This window comes from Pseudalkalibacillus hwajinpoensis (assembly GCF_039851965.1).
In the GTDB taxonomy this organism is placed as follows: Bacteria; Bacillota; Bacilli; order Bacillales; family Guptibacillaceae; genus Guptibacillus; species Guptibacillus hwajinpoensis_E.
In genome coordinates, this window is sequence record NZ_CP156674.1 from 1,676,831 (window position 1) to 1,700,637 (window position 23,807).

The following is a 23,807-nucleotide window of genomic DNA, read 5'->3' on the forward strand; positions in this document are numbered from 1 at the left end:
ATTGTTGGAGAGAATACCGTCAAATGGCGGACAATGAGATGAGAAGAGGAGAGATTTTCAACATGAAAACAAAAAATTTAGTACTAATGGCATTATTACTGGGTATTGGGACAATTCTTCACGCTATTATCCCCGGGTTAATTTCTGGTATGAAGAATGACATGTTGCTTACAATGATGTTTCTAGGAATATTACTGTTCCCTGAACGTAAAAGCGTGCTTGTTCTCGGGCTTGCAACGGGTGTCATTTCTGCTGCGACTACAACATTTCCTGGCGGACAGCTTGCAAACATGATAGATAAGCCGATTACGGCTTTTGCCTTTTTTGGACTCTTTATGCTCGTTAAGCGCTTCGGTCAGTCATTAATCACAGCGGGCGTATTAACAGCAATCGGAACAATGATAAGCGGAGCTATATTCCTCGGAGCTGCACTTGTGTTTACAGGTTTACCTGGTGGAGCTGCCTTTACAGGTTTATTCTTAACCGTTGTCCTTCCAACAGCTGCAGTCAATACAATTGCGATCGTACTCATTTATCCAGTTGTACAATCTATTCTTAAACGCACGAGCTTTGCATTTTAATATAGAAACACATTAAGAAACCGGCCAAATATATGGCCGGTTTTGTTATATCTTCACTCCAGTCTCCCACTCACGAAACTTTTCAAGCTCCTGTTTTAATTGACCTGCAATAAAGCCAATTACTGCTACATCATCCAGTAATCCGACCCCTGCCAAAAGGTCTGGAACGGCATCAATTGGGCTAACAAAGTAAAGCAAACCACCTACGATGAGGATAATTGATTTTCTCGAAATATCCCGGTAAGTACCTTTTCGTACTTCCTGAACAAGTCGCGAAAATGTTTTTACATCGACCCACATATCATCCATACCTTTTCGACCTTTGTATAGAGCTCCTTTTTTCAAGGAGTCCATTGAAATTTCTTGCATCCGGTCTTTATCCTTCACCACCGATACCGCTTTACGCGTCATTCGTTTAAAAACACTTCTGACCATTCGATTCATTTAAACACGCTCCTTTAACTACCCTTCTCTCTATAAGATACCTCAAATGAGCGTGTTTCTAACATTAAAACTGATATTCTATGTTTGTGGCTGGTAAGCCGTGGGGAAAATAGGATAAGGTCGGGTTAAAATAAGAGCACTGCCATCGAGAGTCCTAAAACAAGAAACACAATGGCACACGTTCCAAAAACGTAAGCATTCTTTTGTTTGCGAATCAGTTGCTCGTTATGAAATGAATATTTCCTAATAAGCAGAAGTCTACTTACCATTGCAGTCAGTAGGAGACTACCTGCCGCAATAAGGAAAAAGATAAATCCAACCATACCTGTTTCCTCCCTTTTGCATAACGTTTATTACAAGGTATATGTAGATTTCAGCGTTTTCATGCCGCTGGTTAGATTAAGTAAAAGCAAAAAGAAAGAAGGAGATTATAGGTTACTGGCGAACTTATGTGTTAAGTAGAAGTTTAAGGATTGGATTAAGAAAGGATGAACATCATGGGAAAAGCTAAGGCACTAATTACCGGGTTTGTATTTGGAGGCGTTGTTACAGCGGCTTCAGTTCTTATAACAACCCCGAAACCTGGAAAAGAGTTAATTGCAGATGCGAAGGATAAAAGCGATGACATAAAAGAAGGATTTGCAAAATTAAAAAATGATTTTAATGACTTATCGACGCAGGTTAAACAACTTTCTGCTGAAGGTAAAGAGATCTTTCAGGAAGTAGCGGCAGATCTGAAACGCTCGATCTCCTCTTATCAAGAAGATATTGAGCCGAACCTTTCGAGATTAAAGGAAGATGTAGAGGAAATGCAGAAGACCCTTGATACAGTTAAAGAAGAAGTAAACAGCCCGGCTTCAAAATAGCCGGTCTTTTTACAAATAAGTATCAATATTCTAATATAGCTTGAAGGTATTGTTAGTAAAGGAGGCCATTTATGATTGAAAAACAGGAGATATCCATTCAAGAAGCAATGATTTTCAGCCACAGAATTGGGCAATTGAGTAAAGCACTCTGGAAGTCTGTTGAGCGAGACTGGCAGGAATGGCTTAAGCCCTTTGACCTGAACATTAACGAGCACCACATTCTCTCAATTGCCTATCATCTTGACGGGTCTTCTATTTCTGACATTGCCAAGTTTGGTGTAATGCATGTCTCCACAGCATTTAACTTTTCAAAAAAGCTCGAATCGCGTTCTCTGCTTACCTTTTCGAAAAAAGAGAATGATAAACGGAATACATATGTACAACTTACAAAAGAAGGTGAGCAACTTCTCAAAGAGACCTGGAAACATTATTCACCCGGCCGTGACAGTGTCTTAAAGGCTTCCATGCCGATTCGAGACCTTTATGGTAAGTTCCCTGAGTTTACTGAGATGATGTGCGTTATAAAAGGCCTTTATGGTGAAGATTTCATGGAAATTTTCCAGAAGTCGTTTAGTAAACTTGAAAGTGAATTCTCTAGGGATCAGGTTGAGGAAGAAAACCGCCCTAATCCACTTTAACGGTAAGGGGAAAGCCTCAAAAGTGTTTCCATCAGTTCATGATAATGCTCTTCTTGAGCGCGCAATGCTTTAATTGCAGAGAGCGGCTCTAACTTCATATTCAGCATCCCTACAAAATGTGTGAGCAATGAGGATCGACTTAGCAGTCCCTCCTCAATCTGTTCATGCATTTTTGCATTTACTTCAATACACAGCTGGTATACTGCACTCACTTCTTCCTCTGTAAGTCCCTGTTCAATCGCGAGGCGATAGAATGGGTACTCCCCTTCTCCTTTCATCTTAGCAAGTAAACGCATGTGAAATTCTATTTTATCTAAGCGTTTGTGAATGGATTCCATACTTAACTTAACTCCTTACTCTGCGATCAAGTGTACTTCTAGTTTAACGGAACGAGGTGTAAATTGATATGTATTTTCCAGACTAATCCAACGCGAAAAAACGCTGATTTTGTCAAAAAAATTTTGACTAATTTCTTTATAAAAAAACGTGTTGATTTCTTTAGAAAATCGCTGTACAGTATACGAGTATTCATTAAAATTCAAACCGAAATAAAGCTACGGAAGCAGGTGATTCTTATGAATTGTTGGAAATCGATTTACCTACAGCGCGAGTTTGGGACACATCGTCTAACAATCTTCTCGATGCTATTAACATTATTATACTTTATTGCGTTTTATCTTGTATTCAGTATGTTATACCCGACAACAAAACATGCGATCGTACCTATTTTGCCTTTTCTAGGCTCAGTAGCTGTCCTTTTCCCGATTCATAAGATTATTCACTGGCTTCCTTTAACAATAGCCGGACTGAAAGCTACTATGAAATTAGAAAAAGGGATAGTGATGGTACCAACGATGCGCTGTGAGACATGCAACCCGATCTCACGTAATCTCTTTTTAGTTGCAGCACTTTCACCAGCTGTTATCATCACAGGTGCCGCAATAACTGCAGCGATTTACCTCCCAACCTATGTATCGTTCTTCTCAATCCTGGCAGCTTTAAACCTTGGATTTAGCTTTAGTGATTTTCTATATGCTTCTCAGGTGCTTCGTGCACCGAAACATGCTTTTGTAGAAGATCGAAGTGAGGGCTTCCATATCCTTATAAAGCAAGCCTCTTAAGGGATCAAATAGGATTAAGTTAAGGGTAATGATCAATTTAATGATAAAATGAAAACAGAGCGCTGATTACAAGCGCTCTGTTTCTTTATCACAACAAGCCTTAGATTGGGAGGTTTACTTTACATTGCCCTCGCAGTCGCCAGTATTGAATTATCATAAGACTTCCTTCATAATAACAATAGGATAAAGATCTAGTTAATAGGATAGTAGGCATCAAAAATGATCTCATCATTTGGAAGATCGAATGAACGCGCTCTTAGCTTCATGTCATTCTTCAACTCCAGATCGCTTACGGCCATGTAGATAGTTCCTTCATCGGCATCAATCGTTATTTCAGGCGGCAGTGAGGCCTGTTTTTTTATAAAGGAGAGCACTTTATCACTTGGCAACTCAAGAAGACCAATTTGAAAGGACTCTTCCTTTAATAAAAGATCACCATTTGGCTGTACCTGTGGCTCAAATTTAAGAAAAAAGTCAACTTTACGATCGAAAATCGTCACATATCCTTGAAATGTTGCAAGCTCATCGAGATTAACGCTATATCCGATGTTTTCTTGCTCTTCACTATACTTTTCAAGCTCTCGATTAATGATCTCATTCAATTCATCTTTTTTCATCTGGATGGAAAATGTTGTTTCAAAGGTCTCTTCTGAAGAACTCTCATCAGAGAGTTTGGCAATCTCACTTTCAGGAAAATAGTATTGGTAGAATCCTACTATTCCTGCAAACAAAAGGATGACAGCAGCTAAAAGAATAAGAAAGGCCGCCTTCCATCGGTTTTTAAACATTTCAAACAGCTCCTTGTGGGATGAATATTTTCCATCATACTACGGATAGAAAGATAAGTTAAGGTAAACCGTTAAATATCCCTTCGAATAATCGAAGTGAACTCTGGGAGGTTCTTAAATGACTATTATTGGATTGTTCTTCATCCTGTTTGCCACATTAATCCTGGTAACATTTAATTCAATGACAAATGCGCTATGTTTAAAGAAAAACATTCCCGAGGAAAAGCAACCTAATGTTTTCAGAACGATTAATGTTCTCATCACCATCCTGCTGATCTCCTCATATGTTGAAATTCTCTTCACATAAAAGCGTTATATAACAAGAACAACTATCAAAAAAGATGTGGCCATGGTCCTCATCTTTTTTTTATCTCAATGTAGGCAGTTGCTTGTTGAAAGCATGATTGGGAACTTTATATCGTATCAATCCCGCTCATTTCTCCTATGTTTTGTGTAATTTTTCTCATATTTCCAATTGCATTTAACTTCATATGACTTTCTGTGCTATAGTATTAACTGTGTCACACGAATGTTAAATTTAACTAACCCTTTAGGAGTGTATGTTTGATGAAAAAAATGTTCATTATGCTTTCTGTTTTCGTCGCAATTCTGGCGATATCTGCATGTAGCAACAATGCGGAGAATTCTGAAGTCGTTGTTGAGACAAGTGCTGGTAATGTTACGAAGGAAGAATTTTACAAGGCGATGAAAGACCAGGCTGGCGAAGCTGTGTTAAGTGATCTCGTACAAACTAAAATTCTTGAAGATAAATATGATGTTTCAGATAAAGAAGTTGAAGCAGAGCTTGATAAAATCAAAGAAAACTTCGAAACAGACGAACAGCTTGAACAAGCCCTTCAATCCAATGGATACAAAGACATTGAACAATTCAAAGTTGATGTACGTAAGCAGCTTCTTGCTCAGAAAGCCGCTACAGAAGGTGTAGAAGTTACAGACGAAAAACTCAAGGAATTCTATGAAGAAAATAAAGATCTCTTTACTGAGTTAGAAGCTAGCCACATTCTTGTCGATGATGAAAAAACAGCCAAAGAAGTTAAGCAGAAGCTTGACAATGGTGGGGTTTTTGCTGAACTTGCTAAAGAATATTCTAAAGATGGTTCTGCTGAAAATGGCGGCGATCTTGGGATTTTCAAGAAAGGGGATATGGTAGCTGAGTTTGAAGAGGCTGCCTTCGCATTAGAAGAAGGCGAAGTGAGTGATATTGTTCAATCTCAATTCGGTTATCACATCATTAAGCTAAAGAAAAAGACCGTTATGCCATTTGAAGAAGCGAAAGACCAGGTCAAGGAACAATACATGGTACAGAACGCAAAAGACGTTCCAACTGTCATTGATGAATTGATTAAAGACGCTGATGTTAAAGTAAAAGATGATCAATTCAAAGACCTCTTCAAAGGTGAGGAGAATACTGAAGAGCCGGCTGCTGAAGAAGAGCCAGCTACAGATGAAGGTACAACTGAATCGAATGAATAAAAAAAGGGAAGCGCCATCTGGCGTTTTCCCTTTTTCTTATTCACAGCTCACGATTTAATGTTCGGTAACTCTTTGCTTTCTGCGTTCACGTTCTTTTTCCATTCGTTCAACATACACTCGTCCTTCTTCTTCAATATGGATCTGGTCTACTTTTCTCTCTTCTGCCGTAAGCTGCATTGTTTTGTACCCGCTGAAAATAATTCCAGCTAGCACAAAATAGAGCCACCACGGAAATGTTGAGAAGAAACCGGATATTGATGAGGAAACTTCAGTAAGCTGAAATACACTTAGAATAAGTAAGAAGCCAAGAATGATTAGAATACCTTTTCTCAAAGCTAAGCCACTCCCCTTCCATCGTTCGTACAAGCCCATTGGATTAGTACACTATATGCAAGAAAGAAAGGAAGTATGACTTTTTGACGTTTAAGGATCCGTTTGTACTTCACTACCAGACTGAGCATTATGGAGCCTAAACATCGTAGCATAGATTAAAGCTGCAGCGATTGCCAGAACACTAATAAGATAGAACGTCATCTGAAAGCCAACAACAGCTGTTAGAGGGATAGCAGCAGGGGCAAGCGTCCTTTCCTAGTGTAAAACGGAGACTTCCAGCAGCAAAGTATTGACCTCGCATGTGTGGAGGAGCAAGACGTGAAACAAAACCTTCCTGAATACCGACCACCATTAGTTCTCCCATTGTGAAAACAAACATCGCAAACGCAAGCAACCATACGTGATCAGTGTTACCAAACATCACCATACTTGCGGCATAGATCAAACACGATGCGACAAATACATTTCGTTCATTGAACCTGCTCATCTTAGCCGTCATATAAACAGTTAATAAAGCAACAAGAAGACCATTTTCTGATATAAGCCAGCTGAAAATACGATTACCATCTGCAGTAACATTTAAGTTAAAAAGGTTTACAACTTGCTGTTCGGGTACTGATTCACTTAAATAGACAGCAATAAGCAAATCGAGTTGCATGAAGGTTTGAGCTACAAGTATGCCTGCAAGAATAAACAATAGGAACACTTTGTCCTCTACAATTACTCTATAATCCTTAAGCTGGTCGCTTATAAAAGCTTTCCATTTTGTAGAAGGTTCTGTAACCAGCTTCTTTTCCATCTTTTCAGGCACTGTTTCTCGTATAAAGACAGCAATAAGCATGGATACCCCAAAGCTAACAACTGCTGCAATAAGGAGCAGTTCAAATCGATGTTCAAAGAAAAAAATTCCACCAAGGATCGGTCCGACTACAACAGAAATATTAAGTGCTGTATAGAATACAGCAAAGACGGTATTTCGATCTTGTTCTTCTACGACGTCTGCGACCATTGCATGGCTAGCAGGCCAGTATAACGAGCCGAAAATACCGAGTATTGAAAAACTGATGAATGTCAGAGTTGGAGACATGAGCCATGGTGAATTCGCAAGAGCAAAAACAACAAACGTGATTCCCTGCCCCAGGGCAGAGAGGAACATTATGCGTTTTCGTCCAAACTGATCCGCGCAATAACCACCAATAAGGTTTGCTATGACGGCAATTACCTGTGATAGAACAAGGAGAAGACCGGCAATCCCCTTTCCAAATGATTCCGAAAAATAGATTGCCATGAATGGAAAGAACATCCAGAATAGAACGTTCATCATCCCTTCACCAAATAAACGGATCTTTAAATTACGATCCCATTCTTTTATTTTCAAATGCAGTCAGTCCTCCTCTCATCGGGTGAACAAACATAATATGAAGGCATTAAAATAGAGAAGCGGCACATGAGCGCGCTTCTCTACCATTCGCTTGCCTTTATCTCTTCATCTGTTCGCTTTTTACAATTGGAATTTGTGGCTTATAGAAAGTACGATTGTCTAAAGCAAAAACTCGATCAGTGAATTCACCAGGCTCAACTTTATCCAGAGCTCGATCAAGCATATTCATTTTCGCATCAATATTATCAATCATATGAAGAATTTCTGCCTCTCGAATCATCGGTGGCTTAGGACTGCCCCACTCAGCTTTCCCATGATGGCTTAAAATCAAGTGTTGAAGAAGCATCACTTCTTCTCCTTCAATTTCAAGTTCCTTTGCAGCCTGTCCGATTTCGTTCACCATAATGGATATATGGCCAAGAAGTTTTCCTTCGTTCGTATAGCTTGCAGCTATTGATCCTGAAAGCTCTACCACTTTCCCAAGATCATGGAGAATAATTCCACCATATAATAGATCCGTATCAAGTGATGGGTAAAGAGCCGATAAAGATTTCGCAATATCAAGCATGGATACAACATGATAGGATAATCCCGAAACAAACTCATGATGGTTTTTCGTTGCAGCAGGGAACGTTAGAAAATCGTTTTGATGCTTCTTTACAAGGTGGCGAGTGATACGCTGTATGTTTGGGTTACGCATTTCAAACACATATTGTGTAATCTTCTCCATGATCTCATTCACTTCAAGCGGAGCTGACTCAACAAAATCACTAACTTTCACCTGATCCATTTCAGTAGCTAAACGAAGCGATTTGATTCTCAACTGGTTTCGTCCTCGATAACTTGTAACGTCACCTTTTACTTTAATAATTTGCTGTGCATCAAAACTCTCTTCATCATCAGGAGAAGCGTCCCATAGCTTTGCTTCAATATCACCTGATTTATCTTGAAGTATCAAGGTTAGAAAAGGCTTTCCGTTGCTCGCAACGCCTTTCACTGATGATTTTATTAATAAATAGTGATCAACCTGATCACCTACACGATAATGGCCAATCCCTTTAAATTCCTTCATCTTTCCACCTCCGAGGCAAAATCTATTTCCCTAGTATAGCATAGCCCCTAACCACCCATTAGGACTATCCATTATTTGCTTATTTTATTTGGAATCAGGAGTGAAAACGTCACACCATTTTCTAAATTAATCACTTCTGCTGAACCTTCATGGCGCTCGGCAATTTTCTTCACAATCGCTAGACCGATTCCAAACTGACCTTTATCACCTTTCTGAAAAGGTTCAAACAAACGCTCCTTGTCCACTGTTTGAAATGAGATCGGTTCCCCATCGTTATAAACGGCAATTCTCACGTGATTTTCTTCTTGAATTGCGCTCATCTCAATTTTACTTTTCGCGTACCGTAGCGCATTCTGAACAAGGTTGTCCATTGCTGTAAGCATTTGTTCATGATCAGCTGTAAGCTGTAGCTGTTCACCTGAAATCGTAAAGGATACATCATCTCTCTGATACATGAATCGTTCACTAATCTCTTCAGCAAGCACACCAAATCGAAATGTTTCTCGATTACCCTCAGGCTCATCAATAGAGTCAAGCTTAATATACGTAAGCATAGCTTTGACCCGCTGGTCCATCCGGTCTGATTCATTTAAAATAATCGTCATCGTATTATCAAGCGAATCAGGCATCACGCCATCTTTAATGGATTGAGCATAGCTTTTGATCACCATAATCGGTGTCTTCAATTCATGTGACGCATGTTGAATAAACGTTTTCTGCGCTTTATCATATCGCATTAAATTTTGTCTCATCGACTCAAATTGATTGGAGAGCTTCTGAAATTCTTCATCACCTTCCCACCGGAAAGGCTCTTTCCAATTTCGATTGGCTATTTGTTCGAATCGCTCCCCAAGCACAGTTAACGGTCTCCGCAAATATCTTGCAATCCATGCTGCAGGTAATAGACTAAGCAGCATAGCGAAAAGGAGAATAATGATTAATCTCCACCATAAGCGATCGATCATCTGATTGCGATACGTATCCCACATATATGAGATAAAGTAAGCTTCTTGACCATTTACCTCAACCTTTGAAATAACATAAAAAAGGGAGGCCTGGTTATTATAAGTTAATTCATATCGGGCCTTATCTTCTTCCTGATCGAGCGCATTCTTGCGCATTTCGATAATAACCTCATCCGGAATAGGATCCCCCTGCAATGGTCCTCGATAAAGTCTTGTAATTAAAGTGTGACCAACCGAACGTTCTGCGTCTCTTCGCTCAATAAAATCCTGATCAGTTTCTGGAGGTAATGGACCATCTTGATCCGGGAACGTATAACGTTGCTGCTCACTTTCAATGATCTGGTATGTTTCTTCTGTTAACGTTCCTTTAATCGACAGAGGATATATAACCGCAATGACGACGCCAACAAGTAAGACAAGGATCATGAAGGAAAGCCAGATGCGTTTAGTTAAATTGAGGCGAATCATGTAATCAACCGGTAACCAAGACCGTAAGAGGTTTCTAGATTCATGCGAGGCATCTTCTTACGAACCCTTCTAATAACATCGTCAACCGCTCGATCCGACCCAACATAATCATCTCCCCAGACATGGGTCAGTATTTGTTCACGTGTTAACGTCTGATTTACATGCTCCACAAGATATAGAATTAAATCCATTTCTTTTGTGGTTAATTCAATTTGTTCCCCACGGTCGAGAACTTTTCGGCCGATAGGATCAATTTCATACTCAACGATTTCAAACTTTTTCTGAGAAGAGGACTGCTGATAGACTCTCTTCAACAGCTTTTTAGCTCTAATAATCAATTCTCTTGGCATAAACGGTTTAGCAATGTAATCGTCGCTACCTAATTCAAGACCAACGATGCGATCAAGATCTTCATCTCTTGCGGATATAAAGATAACAGGCACATCTTCCTCGGCTTTAATTTTCTTCAATAGCTCATACCCATCTATTCCAGGCAACATAATATCAAGAATCCAGAGATGACAGGACTCATGAATACTTTCCATCGCTTCCTCACCACTAGTAAACGTTTTTACTTGAAACCCTTCTTTTTCCATATACGTTCTAAGAATTTGCACCAGGTTTTCCTCATCTTCCACCAGATGCACTTTATAGTTTTCTTCCATCTTCTTCACCCCATCTTATTGTACCTTCTTTGAAGAACCTGTCCGCTCGAGAATATGCACATTTTCCCCAAGACCGACTATGGTCTCCTTATGGCAGGTTAATAAAATCACCTGATGATCTTTAGAAAATTCGATAATAAACTCTTTCGCCCTCGCAGCCCTTTTTGCATCAAAGTTCACAAAAATATCATCAAGAAAAATAGGGAGTGAAACTGATGAAATCGATGCTAATGCGAGGCGGATGCATAGGTATAGTTGTTCTCTAGTCCCCCTGCTAAGTTCTGATGGCCTGTATGCACGTCCTTCTTCATGCATAACGCGAAATCCGGAATCATTTGAAGGTGGGAAAATAGCTGTATAGCGGCCTTCTGTTAGCAAGCTAAAATAATGTTCAGCTTTTTTCAAAACAGCTGGAAGGCGTTCTTCCTGATACCTCGCCTTTGCTTTTGATAGAAGGTCAGATGCTACCTTTACTACTGACCATTTCCAGGCTAGATCATTCATTTCATCTTCCTTTTGCTTTCGCTGTAGCAATAGGTCTTCGTACGTCCCTTCTTCTGTTAGCTGGCGAATTTGTTCCCGCTCTACAGCCAATTGCTGGTAAAGCTCCTGCTGCACCTTCATTAATGAATTTTCTTCACGTTTAGTGGCGACTTGCTCTTCCTCGATTTCTTCTATAGAAGAACGATGAGTGGCTAAATCCGATTGATCGAGCTGCGAATCTATCGTTACAAGCTGGCGCGCGAGATCCATTTTTTCTTTATGAGCATGACCTTTAATTAAAAATGCTTCTTCATTTTCAGTCTCTGCTGCCTGCAGTAACTGCTTGACCTCTTCTTGACACGCAACAAGCTTTTCGCGCGTATCAACTGCATGCTCCTCGAGGGTAGCAAATTGATCCTTTAGCTTTTCCATAATGCGACTCGTTTCTCTGTGATCTTCCGTCTTCTGAACCAATTGTTGAATCGCTTTCTCAGGATTATGATAAGCAATATTGGTCGATTCACATAGTTTCCTAATTCCATCTTCAACTACCTTTAAACTGTAGTCAAGCTCCTCTAGTTGCTCATTCTTATGTTGGATTTCATACTCTACCTTTTTGATAGAAGCTGTTCGATCAAAAGCATCAAGCATAGAGTGGGCTGGAAGGCTCTCAGGGAACGAATAAGCCGACTTCCAGTTGCTTACTGCCTTCTCTATTCGAAACCGTTCTGCTTCCCAGTGATCCACTTTCTCAGCAGCTTTTAAATAGTTTCGGTTCAATCGTTCAATCTGCTCTTTTGCTTGCTCTAATCTCCTTCTTAGCTCCATGTCTTCTACAGCCTGCTCTGTTCCCCCGTCAATTCGATCGATGAAGAACGCTCCTACAAGGACAATAGCTGCTACTATAAAACCAAGTATCCAATTCTCATAGAATCCAATTCCTATTAAAAGAAGCAAAGCGATAAGCGCCATCATCGCCTGTCCTTTCCTGTTCTTTCCTGAAGGGGCTTTGTTGCTTTCTTCCTCAGGATGTTTTGACTTGGCCTCTGACGGAAGCCTTGCTTTCAAACGCTCATATTCACTCTCTTCTTTTACTAATTCATCCCGAGCTGATAAGAAACCTTCATTCAAATACTCGTATTGCTGATCTGATCGTTGCCTGCCTTCCATGATTTGCTTCAGTTCTTCTCTTGCAGCAAAGGTTGTAATCAGCATCGACAGCTGTTCTTCTGAATATCCAAGCTCGTCTAGCTCGATCGTAAGCTTTGACTTAAGAGCAGCGATTTCCCGTTCAAGAACTTTACGCTCTTCCAGTCTCGCCCGATACAAGGTCATTTGCTCTTTCCAGCTGTTTACTTCGTGAAGAAACATTTTCCATTCTGAATTGATTTCATATCCATCCATTTCTTCCTTCAGTCTACGCTGCCTTTTTTCAATACTCGCTGCTTCTCCGGTTTGAAGGACTACCTGTTCTTTCCATTTTTCCATTCTCTCAAGACCGCCTTCAGGAAAGGGATCTGATTCAGGAAGATTTTGAAGCTGGCTTTCAAGCCTACGCCTTTCTTTTAATAGTGGGTGAACTGTCTTCTCTCGATCGAGCTTACGTCGTTCACCCTGCAATTGTTCGAGACGATCCGCTTTCGCTGTGATTTCTTCCTCTAAATTCTCTAGCTTTTTTTCGAGTTTATTAAACTCTCCATTTTTCTTCTCCCACTCACGGGTTCTTTTTTGAAGAGATTCCCACTGTTCTACCTCAACGTTCAAAGCAGGCTTTCTTCCTCCGGGCTTGAACAGATCTCCCATACGTTTCTCAAAGCTCTTTTCTACAGATAAAAGGGATGCTCCTCCAGTCATACCCGCTTCGTAAAGAACCTGATTCCAGCTATTCTCATCATAATGTTTGTAATCATTCAGTGTAGTCAGGTCACAAAAATAAATTTGCCTGAAGCTCGTTCGATTCATTCCTTTTAAAAGGCGCTTTAGATCTTCCTCGTTTCCTGTTGTACCATTCGAATAATGAACAGTGACATCACCTGATGCCTTTCCTTTCGTACGTTCAATGAGTAGCTCATCACCATCGTATTCAATCGAGATCTTACCTCCATAACGGCCATGAACCGCGTGAGGATCTTCATTTCGATTCGGAAACCCAAACAGAATACAGTCGATGAAAGCAAGAAGTGTTGATTTACCAGCTTCATTCTCACCAAAAATGAGTTGAAGACGAGAGGAAATATTCGTTAATTGGTAATCTTCAAATTTCCCAAAGCCATAAATGTGTAAGCCAATTAGCTTCATTCCATACTCCCCCCATCTGACTCCAAAAGGTATGAAAGCAGCAGCTCTTCCGCTTCTTTTAAGAGTTCCTCATAATCTTCCATTGGTTGAAGTGCTTTGCGGGCACGTCGGTGCTCATAGAGAGGCGCAAGTGTTTCTTTTACATCTTTTCCCTGGTAGTTATCAGACGTCAACAGGATGTCCTGAACAAAGCCTCCCTGTTGTTTCAATTCCTGACGATCCCATGCCGGTTTTGATTTCAGTGTAATTTTATATGGCCAGACAAACTCGTTATTATTAACGTCCCTATTAATTTGTAGCGCTTGTAGTAGATCATCGAGTTGCTCTTCCTGAAGAAGCTCTGTATGAAGGTGACTGATCCCGATCAATGCAATTTCTACTAAATGCCCACCAAAAGCATAGCTTTCATGATCGAGAAGATCCTCACATGCTTGAAGAAGAGGCTGTATCGTTTCAAACTGGCCCAAATCAATTTCAGGTCTGTGCCATGTTACATCGGAGGTTTGATAGAACGTCGTCGACGCTAAACCGTTACGAAGCGTTACAAGATAACAACCTTTTTCTCCTGTTTCTTTTCTATGAGCCCCCTGAATGTTGCCCGGATACAGAATCGGTGGTTCTTCGTTAAGGTGTGATCTTTGATGAATATGGCCAAGCGCCCAATAATCGAAATCTTTTTCAACTAAATCCTGAATTGTAAATGGAGCGTAAGAAGAATGCTCTGTACGTCCTTCTAGATTGCCATGAAGCATGCCAATCTGGTAGTGCCCCTCGCCGCCTTTCTGATATTGTTCCGTCATCTTTTCATTAACGTGTCTTGTAGGATAACTAAAGCTATGTATATCTGCTACTCTTATACGGTTTCGGTAATAAGGAACAGCTTCTACCTTCGGCCCAAAAAAATAGCTACTATCAGGCCAAGTTAAGCTGATCCACTCTCCATCAAGTGCATCATGATTTCCATGTGAAAGGTAACTGTATATCCCCGCTTCATCAAGCCTCTGCAGTTGGTGTAAAAGAGTCATTTGGGCCTGGAGACTTCGATAGCTACTATCAAATAAATCACCTACGAATAGAACGAAATCTACACGATTCGAAATAGCAAGATCGATTATCTTACTAAGCGAACGAAAAGCACTATCTCGTACAAATTCATGAATTGAGTTCGGTAGACGATTTGCTCCTGAAAAAGGTCTATCTAAATGAAGATCCGCACAATGCACGAAGGACATTTCTGTCATACTTATCACTCCTTCTATTGCTCTCTTCCTATTAGTTTACCATATTGATTAGAGCGCACGTTCGTATGTTATAAGATTAGTTTGCACCTTACTTCCCTCTCTCTTAGGTTCCTTCTTCCCCCGAAGAAATCCTTTGAATCCAAAAAGCACCCGGGGATTCCCCCCAGGTGGTCATCGTATTATGTTATTTTTTTGATAGCTTTAGTGCTTTACTTATATCTTTTAAGGAAGAGGATTTACCATACATTAGTACTCCTCCTCTGTAGACTTTTGCACCTAATATTCCGAATAAGACAATCGCTCCAATTAGCAGAGAAAGGCTTATTGCGATTTCCCAGAAAGGAACGGCCAGCATTCCAATTCGAAGAAACATCACTACCGGGGTGAAAAACGGAATATAGGATGCAATGGTAACGAATGGTGCAGAAGGATTACCAAGGCCAAACATGGCAATAAAGAAAGCAATAATAATCAAGAACTGCACCGGCAATATTAACTGCTGCACTTCCTCTGCTCGACTTACCAGGGATCCTACCATAGCCAGAATCGTCGCATAAAGCAGATAACCCAGAATGAAGAAAACAATCGCATAAATGACAAGTGAAGGGGACAGATTGCTAAAATCAAGAAATGATAGAAAACCGGTTTGTGTGACATTGTCATCATTACCCTGCATAAACAGATAGCCGCATAAAATAATGATACCGTACTGAGTTAATCCAAGGAGAGCAACGCCAAGTATTTTTCCAAACATCTGTTTAACCGGAGAAACACTGGATATGAGAATCTCCATCACACGTGATGATTTCTCTGTTGCGACTTCCACCGCAACCATGTTTCCATAGAAAATCACTGAAAAATAAATAACGAACAAAAGGATATACACGAAAACCCTCGCCTGAGCCAACTCATCTTCCGTTTTCGCACCTTCTTCAAGAGCGATTTTTTCAAACTGAACAGGTTGATCAATTTCGAGGAGCTGTTCGCTCGTTACTCCTGCTTTCTCAGCTGCAATTGAACTCTTAATCTGTTGAAGTGCAGCTTCTAGCACTTGAGGCGTCTGCTGTTCCGCTACGGTTTGTGCCTTATATGTGGCAACAGGTACTCCTGCGTTATTTTCTTCTAAAAATAACAGGCTATCAAGTTCACCTTCTTCAACTGCCTGCAGTGCTTCATTTTCAGTTCCATCAAATGGTTCAAGAACGATTTCTGACTCCATCATTTTCAACTGATTTTCAAGAAGTGGGTAATAATCATTCGCATCAACAACTCCGACCCTGTCAGCTTCGCTCGTATCAAATCGCTCAAAAATACCTGAAAGATTCGAAATCAGGAAAACCATAAGAATAGTCAGCGCAGTTGTAACAAGAAATGATTTCGACTTCAGTCGGTTAATGTATGTTTGAGAAAGCACAATGAAGAACTTATTCATATGCTGCACCTACTTTCTCAATGAAAATATCATTCAGTGATGGTTCCTCGAGCTCAAATCTTCGAACAAATCCGCGCTGAATGAGCTGGTATAAAATGTCCTGAGAAACTTGCTCATTCTCAATTTGAACCGTAGTAAAATTCATTCCTTCTTTCACATGATGAACGCCACTTAATTGTTCAAGAAAAGTAAGATTAAAATCAGCGTCTATTAATATATTCTTCCTCCCATAAGAACGCTTGATTTCTTTTAAATTTCCCGATACTACAGGCTTACCTTTATGTAAAATACACAAATGTTCACAAAGCTCTTCGACGTGCTCCATCCGGTGACTGGAAAAAAGAATCGTTGTCCCGGAGGTTTTAAGCTCAAGAACTGCCTTCTTCAACAATTCCACATTTACAGGATCGAGACCGCTGAATGGTTCATCAAGGATAAGCAATTCAGGTTTATGAATGACAGCTGCAATAAACTGGATTTTTTGTTGATTCCCTTTCGAAAGCTCTTCTACTTTCTTATCGCTGTATTCTGGAACATTAAATCGCTCGAGCCATAAACTGACTTCCTTCTCAATCTCAAATTTCTTCATTCCACGAAGCTTACCAAGGTAGATGAGCTGTTCTTTCACTTTCATTTTTGGATAGAGTCCTCTCTCCTCGGGCAAATAGCCGATCAAATGACTTGAATCATAAGAAATCGATTCATTCTTCCAGGTAATCGTCCCTTCTGTTTGATCAATTAAGCGTAAAAGCATTCGAAATGTCGTCGTCTTACCCGCACCATTTCCCCCAAGTAAACCAAAAATTTCATTTTGCGGTATCGATAAACTCAACCCATTTACTGCCGTAAAAGCTCCAAATCGTTTCGTTACCTCTTTAAACTGAAGCATAACTTCCTCCTATAACTAAACATTAATAGCCGCAACTCTTTCCTTAAATAGTATAACGATTCCCAAGCTCAAAAGATTCATTTATTCAGAAAAAAGTGACACCAAAAACCCAAATCGTTAAAATAGAAACTAGCAGGAGGGATAACAATGGAAAAATATATTATCACAGCATTCGAAAAGAACGGAACCAACGTCCTCGACGAAACCTTCGAAGCACAGGACGACAAAGACGCCAAAAAAATCGGCCAGGAACTACTAAAAGAAAAAGGACTCGAAAAACACTCAGCAAGAGTAGTCTCATCACAAGGAAAACTAATTGTATTTCAAAGATGAAAAGCGGAGCGGGCTTGTTTAAATCCGCAGGATGTTGGAGCCCGTGAAGATGAGACGCTTTTTGTCAACTGAATGGATGAAGTAACCAAGAGCTATTCGCTATTCTACACCAAAACAAACCGCCTGCCCCGATTCGGGTAGGCGGTTTCTAATTCTTTATTTCAAGTTAATCCAGACGCTCTTCACTTCTGTATAGTTATTCAGTGCGTAAGACCCCATTTCTCTTCCCATTCCAGACTGCTTGTACCCACCGAAAGGAGAAGCTGCATCAAAGGCATTGTAGCAGTTTACCCAGACAGTACCAGCTTTTAATTTATTAGCTACATAGTGCGCTGACTTCAGATTTTCTGTCCAGAGCCCAGCTGCAAGGCCATAGTTCGAATCATTAGCACGTTCAATTACTTCATCCAGATCTTCGAAAGGCATTGCTGCTACAACCGGACCAAAGATTTCCTCTTTCGCAATTGTCATTTTGTCATCCACGTCAGAGAAAATGGTTGGCTGAACATAATACCCTTTATCATATGGAACCTGTCCGCCGGTTAGTAATTCAGCACCCTCATCCTGTCCTTTTGAAATGTAATTCATGACGCGCTGATGCTGCTCTGCAGATACTAGCGGTCCCATCTCTGTATCTGGATCAAGACCAGATCCCTGCTTAATCTTCTGACTATGGCTGACAAGATCAGCCATCACATTGTCATAAGCTTTTTTCTGAACAAACAATCTTGAACCAGCACAGCACACCTGACCCTGGTTAAACATAATTCCGCTCAAAGCGCCAGGTACAGCTTTTGTCATATCCGCATCAGGTAAAATAATGTTTGGAGACTTCCCACCAAGCTCAAGGGTTACCCGCTTCAGATCATTGGAAGCCTGACTCATTATATATTTACCAACCTCCGTGGATCCAGTAAATGCAATTTTATCCACATTTGGATGCTTTACAAGTGCATCACCTGCAGTTTCACCATAACCTGGAACGACGTTCACAACGCCTTCTGGAAAACCTGCTTCTTCCATTAGCTGTGCAAGATAAAGTGCTGATAGTGGCGTTTGTTCAGCTGGCTTCAACACAACTGTACACCCTGTCGCAAGGGCTGCTCCCAGTTTCCATGCAGCCATCAGTAGTGGGAAATTCCACGGAATAATTTGCCCAACAACTCCGAGCGCTTCATGGCGAGTATAGTTAAAAAACGGACCATTTACAGGAATGGTTTGTCCCATAATTTTTGTAGACCATCCTGCATAGTAGCGAAAATGTTCGATTGCAAGTGGTACGTCAGCATTCTGTGTCTCGCGAATCGGCTTACCATTATCCAGCGTATCTAACATAGCTAGCTCTTCTTTGTTCTCTTCCATTAAATCTGCAAGTTTATAAATTAAGCGACTTCTTGCAGAAGCAGACATTTTCGACCATGGACCACTGTCGAATGCTTTTCGAGCTGCCATTACAGCTTCATCAATATCATCCTTCATTGCTTCACTAACTGTTGCCAGTACTTCACCAGTTGAGGGGTTAAGGGTATCAAATGTTCTTCCTGATAGAGAATCCTTCCATTGTCCATTAATGTAAAGTTGTTTCGTTCCTTTTAGAAATTCAGCTACCTTCGGATTCAAGTCGAGAATTTTTTGCATACGATCGATCCCTCCAGAATTCAAAATTATCAAACATTATACATATTAGCTGTTTTTTCGTGAAAGCCTTTTCATTTTGATTAAAATGTGCCAAAAGTCACAGAAAAACGCCCTCTTTCCCCATTTAAATGTCAGGGATCGAGAGAGCGTTAACGAATTTTCCCGTTTTACTTTTTAAGCTGGAGACGCATCTGTCTACGAAATACTTCCTTTACCGTATAAGATACACCTTGCTGATCATTGGACCTTGTCACCCAATCAGCAAGGCGCTTTAATTCATAAGGGGCATTGCCCATCGCTACCCCTAGCCCTGCCTGCCGGATCATCTCTGCATCACAATCCGCATCGCCGATTACAACCATTTCCTCTACAGATATTCCTAGTTTTTCGCCTATAATGCGAAGACCTTTTGCTTTAGATACCTCTTTAGGAATGATACCGAAGTTACATTTTGTCGAACGGACAACAGAAATGGATGGAATACGCTCTTCAAGAAGGAGTCTTGCTTCTTGTCGTTCTTTCTCATTAAAGAAATGAGCATCAATTTTTGGTGGAGAAAGATCTTTTTTCTCAAGATATTCACTTAGCGTTTCTACAAAATTCACCGGATAAAATAATGGATCTCCTACACCAAGCGTCATCTTCGCTGATAAATAATGATTATGTTTCACGCGATTGCCCACAGCTAGCTTCTCATGAATAATTCTAATATGACAATCGAATTCCTCAAGGATCTGGACAATTTCGTTCACATCGCTGCTCGAGATTCGTTCCTCGTATACAGGCTTCTGCACCTCTTTAGCAATAAAAGCCCCGCTGTGCGTAATCAAAATGGCATCATCAAGCTTCACAGCTTTTGCAATCTTTTTAGCAGAAGCGAAATTTCGACTGGTTGTCAGGGTCACATAAACGCCTTTTTCCCTTACATAACTAATAGCTTCCTTTGTTTCTTTATCAATTTTGTGATTAGACCTTAGTAACGTTCCATCGATATCTAATGCCAGAAGTTGATATACCATTCGGATCTCCCCTTAGCTAAAAGTAGTCCTCCTGTCACTTATCCTTATGACACGTCATTCTTGTCTTATCACAGAAAATTGCTTTAGGTGGCTTAGTCTAAAAATTAGTGGTTTAGAATTGTTAAGCTGTGGGAAGTTTTAATACGAAACCAATTATATTACAAATGTATTACAATAAAAGAAAGGGGTAGACGGGTATGACGAAAGGGAAAGAGAGAATTCGATTTGACTGTGTTGGAACGTTAAGTGAACCTCACATTTACAAATGTTCAGTATGTGATCATGAATTTAGAGGGGAAATTGGTGTAACCGAAGAAAGAGAACATCAGCTTCACTGCCCACAATGCGAAGTGGCAGAACGAATTACTAATCATCCAAAGAAGTTTGAAGTCGTAGGCGTTATCGAAAATGCTTCATAGTTTATTGCACTTATCCTTCATTTAAATCATTTTTGAACGATATTTAGCTCATTCGAGTGAAAACGAAGTTTCACTCGAATGAGCTAAATATTAGGACTAAATTATAATAAAAAGAACGCTCACCAGAAATGGCGAGCGTTCTTTTTAAATGATTTTACTGCTGAATGTCTTCTTCAGGACTACCGTAAAGATCTTCTAGAGGTTTCGTTACAATTTTGTTGATATCCTGAATAACTTGGCTCATACGCTGCTCTTGCTGCATTAACTGAGAAATTACTTCATGCTGTTGCACAAGTTCAACCTGTTGCTGTGCTTTCTGAGCTTCTTCTTCTGAGATCTGTTGACCACTCATTTGCTTTTGTTGAAGCTCCATTTGCATGTTACGGAAGTTATCAAATAGTTTCTTAGATACTTCATCCTGATTTACTTGATCGTATAACTCTTTTAATTTCGTATAGTCCTCATGGTCACGCATTGCGCTTTCTAATTCATATGCTACGTCATAAAGATTTTTCTCTGCCATTGTATCTACCTCCTAAGAAAATGAGGATTATTTCGCTCTCATAACCCTTTTACTTCCCCACTATAACAAAGACTGAGATGAAATTCATCCAATAAGGGTAATGATGACTCCCTGAATGAGTCCAATCACCCCACCAAGAACGGCTCCAAGATACGTAATCATCTTAAATTCCCTTCTTGAAATAGACAAGACCATCTCCTCTAAACGGCCTACTGAGAAGGTTTCAACCTGACCTTTTACAACTTCTGCAAGATGCAATTGTTCCATAAGCGGTTGAAGATTATTACTTAAATATTTTCCAGCAGCATCTACAATGCGTGGTACGATATCTTCAATAATCCGCTCTTTATATGGCGCTACAGCTTCCGACAAAGGTAGTTTCATCATACGATCAATTGGAAGCTCATTTACGATTATTACCGTAACTTCATTCACCATTTTGTTTGAATTAAATTTATCCTCAAACGTTTCGATCTTTGTTTCCTTCAGGTCATCCCATTGCTTTTGTAGCATTGTAATGATGACATTCTGAATGTCATTTTGCTTGAGAAGCCTTAGTAATTCTGGCTGTACTTTATCGACAAGTCGCGTATTTGTAAAGAACATATTAATCATGCTCCCGAGTGTACCGCGATCTGCAAGATAGCGGTCAATCATCACGGCCAGCTTCTGTTTTCCTTCTGTTGAAGCAATATACTCGCTTATTTTAGTTAGGATAAGCTCTGAAAAAGGTTCAATGGCTTCATCGATCCTCGCTTGCATCTTCTCTGGAATGATTTCCTCAAGCTCTTTATGCTTTAGCTCCTCGAGCCTTGTTTCAAGTATACCGCTAATATAAGAGGAAGCTTTCCTTTTCATTTCTACTGCAGGGTTCTCTAGATGAAGTCCTTTTTTCAGTAGCTCCTCAATAGACTCGTCCGATTCAAGGATATGAAGGACTTCCTTCTGAGAGTATTCGATCATTGTACGTTTAAAAACAGGATCATGCATTTTCTGCTGAATTCCTTCAGCTGTTAGAAGGTGCTCAACAACCATCTTCCCAAGCTGAACAGCCAATTCATCTCTCCGCTTTGGAATTAGACCGGGGGTAAAGGGAATCTTCCACTTTCCGATATACCGAGCTTCATATGGCCTGAACAGCATTTTAATTGCCAATGAATTCGTAAACCCACCTATAACAGCGCCAATCACTATCATAAATAGAATTGTTATCAGTATAGACGACATCATATCTCAACCTTTCTACCAAACATAAACACGTTCACATAGTAAACTCCATCTTCATAGTATACGATATCCGCTATTGCCTATCCAGTTATAGGAAAGCAAAAAATCAGAAAAACAAGTTGAACGAGGGTCAGGAATGAAACTTGCAGAAAAAGTTATTTTACAACCTGTAAATGAAAATAACACGTTACGTATCCTTTCCATTCCAGAAAAGATCGCCGCAAAATGGAATCTAACAAGTAGTACCACTTTGTTTCGGTATATGGATCTTGAAGAAGTCATTACCATTCAGGTATACCCATCACCATCAAGCCATACGGTATATTGTTCGCCTTCTCTACTTACAACACTCAATTTGCCATATCAAACGATCCCACTTGTTCTTACTTATTGTCATCAGGAACAAATCCTTTCGTTTGGTCCAATATTCTGTCTGGTCACAAACACAACAGGTGACGAAACATCACCATTTGGAGCATACACCGCTTTTTGTAGAGAAGTGGCCGATTATTGTGAAAATCATCATATCCTCTTTTATGTCTATACATTCAAAACGTGGGGGAAAGATTCAGTTACTGGTAGGATCTGGAATCAACGAGAATGGGTTGAATGGAACCTTCCAAAGCCCTCTATGATCTATAACCGTATTCACTCAAGGAAACTCGAACAATCACAATCTATTCAAAAGTTAAAAGCGCTTTGGAAGGAGCAACGCATTCCCTATTTCAATGAATCCTTCCTTAATAAATGGGAAGTTCATGAAAGGCTTTTATCTCATGAGGAAATAGCTCCGTATCTTCCAGACACTGTTCTACTTGAATCAATTGATACGATCCAAGCCATGCTTACTAAATATCAAACCCTTTATTTAAAACCACTGAACGGAAGTCAGGGTAAACATATTTTTCGGATCAGCTACATGAATGCTTTATATCATTTGGATTATTCCAGTTTCAATGGAAATCAGACGGTCTCTTCACCAACACTAACTGGGCTATACCCCGCTATTCGAGCACGTTCCAAACACGTTCCTTATCTCGTCCAACAAGGTATTCCACTTCATAAAATAAATGATTGTCCGGTAGATTTTCGTATCCTATGTTTAAAAGGTACTGGTGAGAAATGGCAAGTGGTTTCTGCTGTAGCTCGAATTGCGGAGTCCAGGGACCAATTTGTATCTAATGTCGCGCGAGGCGCACAGTTAAAGCGGTTTGAGGAAGGTCTTGTCCAGTTTGAGGAAGGTATTCAGAAGCAAACGAAACGAATCCTCCCAGAACTTGCTCGAGAGGTCTCGCAAATCATTGATCTTGAAACAGAAGGTTTTTTTGGCGAGCTTGGAATAGACCTCTCTGTTGATCAAAACGGCCATCCCTGGATCATTGAAGTAAATACAAAGCCTTCCAAAACATTTGAAGGCATCACCAATAACACTTACCGTCCATCAGTTAAAGCGCTTATTCGCTTTATTACCTGGTGTACGTCTTCCTAG

General features: G+C 40.2%; 26 protein-coding genes. 9 read left to right on the forward strand and 17 right to left on the reverse strand.

Annotated features, from left to right (window positions below; translation table 11 throughout):
* Positions 1–62: 62 nt before the first annotated feature.
* Complete coding sequence (locus tag ABFG93_RS08605) at positions 63–581, forward strand: tryptophan transporter (protein WP_347552348.1); 519 nt, start codon at positions 63–65, stop codon at positions 579–581.
* 45 nt (positions 582–626) lie between these two features.
* Here the strand turns inward: ABFG93_RS08605 and ABFG93_RS08610 are convergent, their stop codons facing one another.
* Together ABFG93_RS08610 and ABFG93_RS08615 are read right to left on the reverse strand one after the other, a co-directional pair.
* Positions 627–1,025, reverse strand: coding sequence for a YkvA family protein (locus ABFG93_RS08610; RefSeq protein ID WP_347552350.1), 399 nt, complete (start codon positions 1,023–1,025; stop codon positions 627–629).
* Positions 1,026–1,150: 125 nt separating this feature from the next.
* On the reverse strand, positions 1,151–1,348 hold the full coding sequence (locus ABFG93_RS08615; RefSeq protein ID WP_347552352.1) for a hypothetical protein: 198 nt from the start codon (positions 1,346–1,348) through the stop codon (positions 1,151–1,153).
* 174 nt (positions 1,349–1,522) lie between these two features.
* Here ABFG93_RS08615 and ABFG93_RS08620 point away from each other — a divergent pair, with 174 nt between their 5' ends.
* Together ABFG93_RS08620 and ABFG93_RS08625 are read left to right on the forward strand one after the other, a co-directional pair.
* Complete coding sequence (locus tag ABFG93_RS08620; protein WP_347552353.1) at positions 1,523–1,891, forward strand: YtxH domain-containing protein; 369 nt, start codon at positions 1,523–1,525, stop codon at positions 1,889–1,891.
* A 71-nt stretch (positions 1,892–1,962) separates the two neighbouring features.
* Positions 1,963–2,529: an HTH-type transcriptional regulator Hpr gene (locus ABFG93_RS08625; protein ID WP_347552355.1), complete on the forward strand. Its 567-nt coding sequence runs from the start codon at positions 1,963–1,965 to the stop codon at positions 2,527–2,529.
* Here ABFG93_RS08625 and ABFG93_RS08630 read toward each other — a convergent pair.
* The gene (locus ABFG93_RS08630) at positions 2,526–2,867 is read right to left on the reverse strand and encodes a DUF1878 family protein (protein ID WP_347552357.1); all 342 of its coding nucleotides are present in this window, start codon (positions 2,865–2,867) and stop codon (positions 2,526–2,528) included. The genes ABFG93_RS08625 and ABFG93_RS08630 overlap by 4 nt on opposite strands.
* Positions 2,868–3,104: 237 nt before the next feature.
* Between ABFG93_RS08630 and ABFG93_RS08635 the strand changes: the two genes are divergently transcribed.
* Positions 3,105–3,650 carry a DUF3267 domain-containing protein gene (locus tag ABFG93_RS08635; protein WP_347552359.1) on the forward strand — a complete coding sequence of 182 codons (546 nt, stop codon included), beginning with the start codon at positions 3,105–3,107 and terminating at the stop codon, positions 3,648–3,650.
* Between the two features lie 191 nt (positions 3,651–3,841).
* Here ABFG93_RS08635 and ABFG93_RS08640 read toward each other — a convergent pair whose 3' ends face one another.
* Complete coding sequence (locus ABFG93_RS08640; protein WP_347552361.1) at positions 3,842–4,438, reverse strand: YpmS family protein; 597 nt, start codon at positions 4,436–4,438, stop codon at positions 3,842–3,844.
* 127 nt (positions 4,439–4,565) lie between these two features.
* Between ABFG93_RS08640 and ABFG93_RS08645 the strand changes: the two genes are divergently transcribed.
* Together ABFG93_RS08645 and ABFG93_RS08650 are read left to right on the forward strand one after the other, a co-directional pair.
* The gene (locus ABFG93_RS08645; protein WP_347552795.1) at positions 4,566–4,745 is read left to right on the forward strand and encodes a hypothetical protein; all 180 of its coding nucleotides are present in this window, start codon (positions 4,566–4,568) and stop codon (positions 4,743–4,745) included.
* A gap of 260 nt (positions 4,746–5,005) precedes the next feature.
* The gene (locus ABFG93_RS08650) at positions 5,006–5,932 is read left to right on the forward strand and encodes a peptidylprolyl isomerase (protein ID WP_347552363.1); all 927 of its coding nucleotides are present in this window, start codon (positions 5,006–5,008) and stop codon (positions 5,930–5,932) included.
* 54 nt (positions 5,933–5,986) lie between these two features.
* On the opposite strand, the gene ABFG93_RS08655 is transcribed toward ABFG93_RS08650, so the two are convergent.
* The 9 genes from ABFG93_RS08655 to ABFG93_RS08695 all read right to left on the reverse strand — a co-directional run bounded on the left by ABFG93_RS08655 (position 5,987) and on the right by ABFG93_RS08695 (position 17,159).
* A complete protein-coding gene (locus tag ABFG93_RS08655) occupies positions 5,987–6,265 on the reverse strand; it encodes a sporulation YhaL family protein (protein WP_347552365.1) in 279 nt (92 codons plus the stop codon).
* A 181-nt stretch (positions 6,266–6,446) separates the two neighbouring features.
* The gene (locus ABFG93_RS08660; protein WP_347552367.1) at positions 6,447–7,643 is read right to left on the reverse strand and encodes an MDR family MFS transporter; all 1,197 of its coding nucleotides are present in this window, start codon (positions 7,641–7,643) and stop codon (positions 6,447–6,449) included.
* A 100-nt stretch (positions 7,644–7,743) separates the two neighbouring features.
* A complete protein-coding gene (yhaM, locus tag ABFG93_RS08665) occupies positions 7,744–8,718 on the reverse strand; it encodes a 3'-5' exoribonuclease YhaM (protein ID WP_347552369.1) in 975 nt (324 codons plus the stop codon).
* Positions 8,719–8,789: 71 nt separating this feature from the next.
* A complete protein-coding gene (locus ABFG93_RS08670) occupies positions 8,790–10,151 on the reverse strand; it encodes a sensor histidine kinase (RefSeq protein ID WP_347552371.1) in 1,362 nt (453 codons plus the stop codon).
* On the reverse strand, positions 10,148–10,816 hold the full coding sequence (locus ABFG93_RS08675) for a response regulator transcription factor (RefSeq protein WP_347552372.1): 669 nt from the start codon (positions 10,814–10,816) through the stop codon (positions 10,148–10,150). The genes ABFG93_RS08670 and ABFG93_RS08675 overlap by 4 nt, the downstream gene beginning before the upstream one ends.
* Before the next feature lie 15 nt (positions 10,817–10,831).
* Positions 10,832–13,597 (reverse strand): ATP-binding protein, encoded by a 2,766-nt coding sequence (locus tag ABFG93_RS08680; protein ID WP_347552373.1) that lies wholly within the window; start codon positions 13,595–13,597, stop codon positions 10,832–10,834.
* The gene (locus ABFG93_RS08685; RefSeq protein WP_347552374.1) at positions 13,594–14,838 is read right to left on the reverse strand and encodes a metallophosphoesterase family protein; all 1,245 of its coding nucleotides are present in this window, start codon (positions 14,836–14,838) and stop codon (positions 13,594–13,596) included. Before ABFG93_RS08685 ends, ABFG93_RS08680 begins: the two co-directional genes overlap by 4 nt.
* 184 nt (positions 14,839–15,022) lie before the next feature.
* Positions 15,023–16,270 (reverse strand): ABC transporter permease, encoded by a 1,248-nt coding sequence (locus ABFG93_RS08690; protein ID WP_347552376.1) that lies wholly within the window; start codon positions 16,268–16,270, stop codon positions 15,023–15,025.
* Entirely contained in the window at positions 16,263–17,159 is an 897-nt protein-coding gene (locus ABFG93_RS08695; protein ID WP_347552378.1) for an ABC transporter ATP-binding protein, read from the reverse strand. The genes ABFG93_RS08690 and ABFG93_RS08695 overlap by 8 nt, the downstream gene beginning before the upstream one ends.
* A gap of 147 nt (positions 17,160–17,306) precedes the next feature.
* Here ABFG93_RS08695 and ABFG93_RS08700 point away from each other — a divergent pair, with 147 nt between their 5' ends.
* Positions 17,307–17,492, forward strand: coding sequence for a YhzD family protein (locus ABFG93_RS08700; RefSeq protein ID WP_347552380.1), 186 nt, complete (start codon positions 17,307–17,309; stop codon positions 17,490–17,492).
* A gap of 156 nt (positions 17,493–17,648) precedes the next feature.
* On the opposite strand, the gene ABFG93_RS08705 is transcribed toward ABFG93_RS08700, so the two are convergent.
* Together ABFG93_RS08705 and ABFG93_RS08710 are read right to left on the reverse strand one after the other, a co-directional pair.
* Entirely contained in the window at positions 17,649–19,130 is a 1,482-nt protein-coding gene (locus ABFG93_RS08705; RefSeq protein WP_347552382.1) for an aldehyde dehydrogenase family protein, read from the reverse strand.
* A 167-nt stretch (positions 19,131–19,297) separates the two neighbouring features.
* Positions 19,298–20,149 carry a Cof-type HAD-IIB family hydrolase gene (locus ABFG93_RS08710; RefSeq protein WP_347552384.1) on the reverse strand — a complete coding sequence of 284 codons (852 nt, stop codon included), beginning with the start codon at positions 20,147–20,149 and terminating at the stop codon, positions 19,298–19,300.
* Positions 20,150–20,346: 197 nt separating this feature from the next.
* Here ABFG93_RS08710 and ABFG93_RS08715 point away from each other — a divergent pair, with 197 nt between their 5' ends.
* The gene (locus ABFG93_RS08715) at positions 20,347–20,568 is read left to right on the forward strand and encodes a hypothetical protein (RefSeq protein ID WP_347552386.1); all 222 of its coding nucleotides are present in this window, start codon (positions 20,347–20,349) and stop codon (positions 20,566–20,568) included.
* 154 nt (positions 20,569–20,722) lie between these two features.
* Here ABFG93_RS08715 and ABFG93_RS08720 read toward each other — a convergent pair whose 3' ends face one another.
* The gene (locus ABFG93_RS08720; RefSeq protein ID WP_347552388.1) at positions 20,723–21,091 is read right to left on the reverse strand and encodes a YlbF family regulator; all 369 of its coding nucleotides are present in this window, start codon (positions 21,089–21,091) and stop codon (positions 20,723–20,725) included.
* 84 nt (positions 21,092–21,175) lie between these two features.
* Positions 21,176–22,321, reverse strand: coding sequence for a DUF445 domain-containing protein (locus ABFG93_RS08725; RefSeq protein ID WP_347552390.1), 1,146 nt, complete (start codon positions 22,319–22,321; stop codon positions 21,176–21,178).
* A gap of 133 nt (positions 22,322–22,454) precedes the next feature.
* Here ABFG93_RS08725 and ABFG93_RS08730 point away from each other — a divergent pair, with 133 nt between their 5' ends.
* On the forward strand, positions 22,455–23,807 hold the full coding sequence (locus ABFG93_RS08730; RefSeq protein WP_347552392.1) for a YheC/YheD family protein: 1,353 nt from the start codon (positions 22,455–22,457) through the stop codon (positions 23,805–23,807).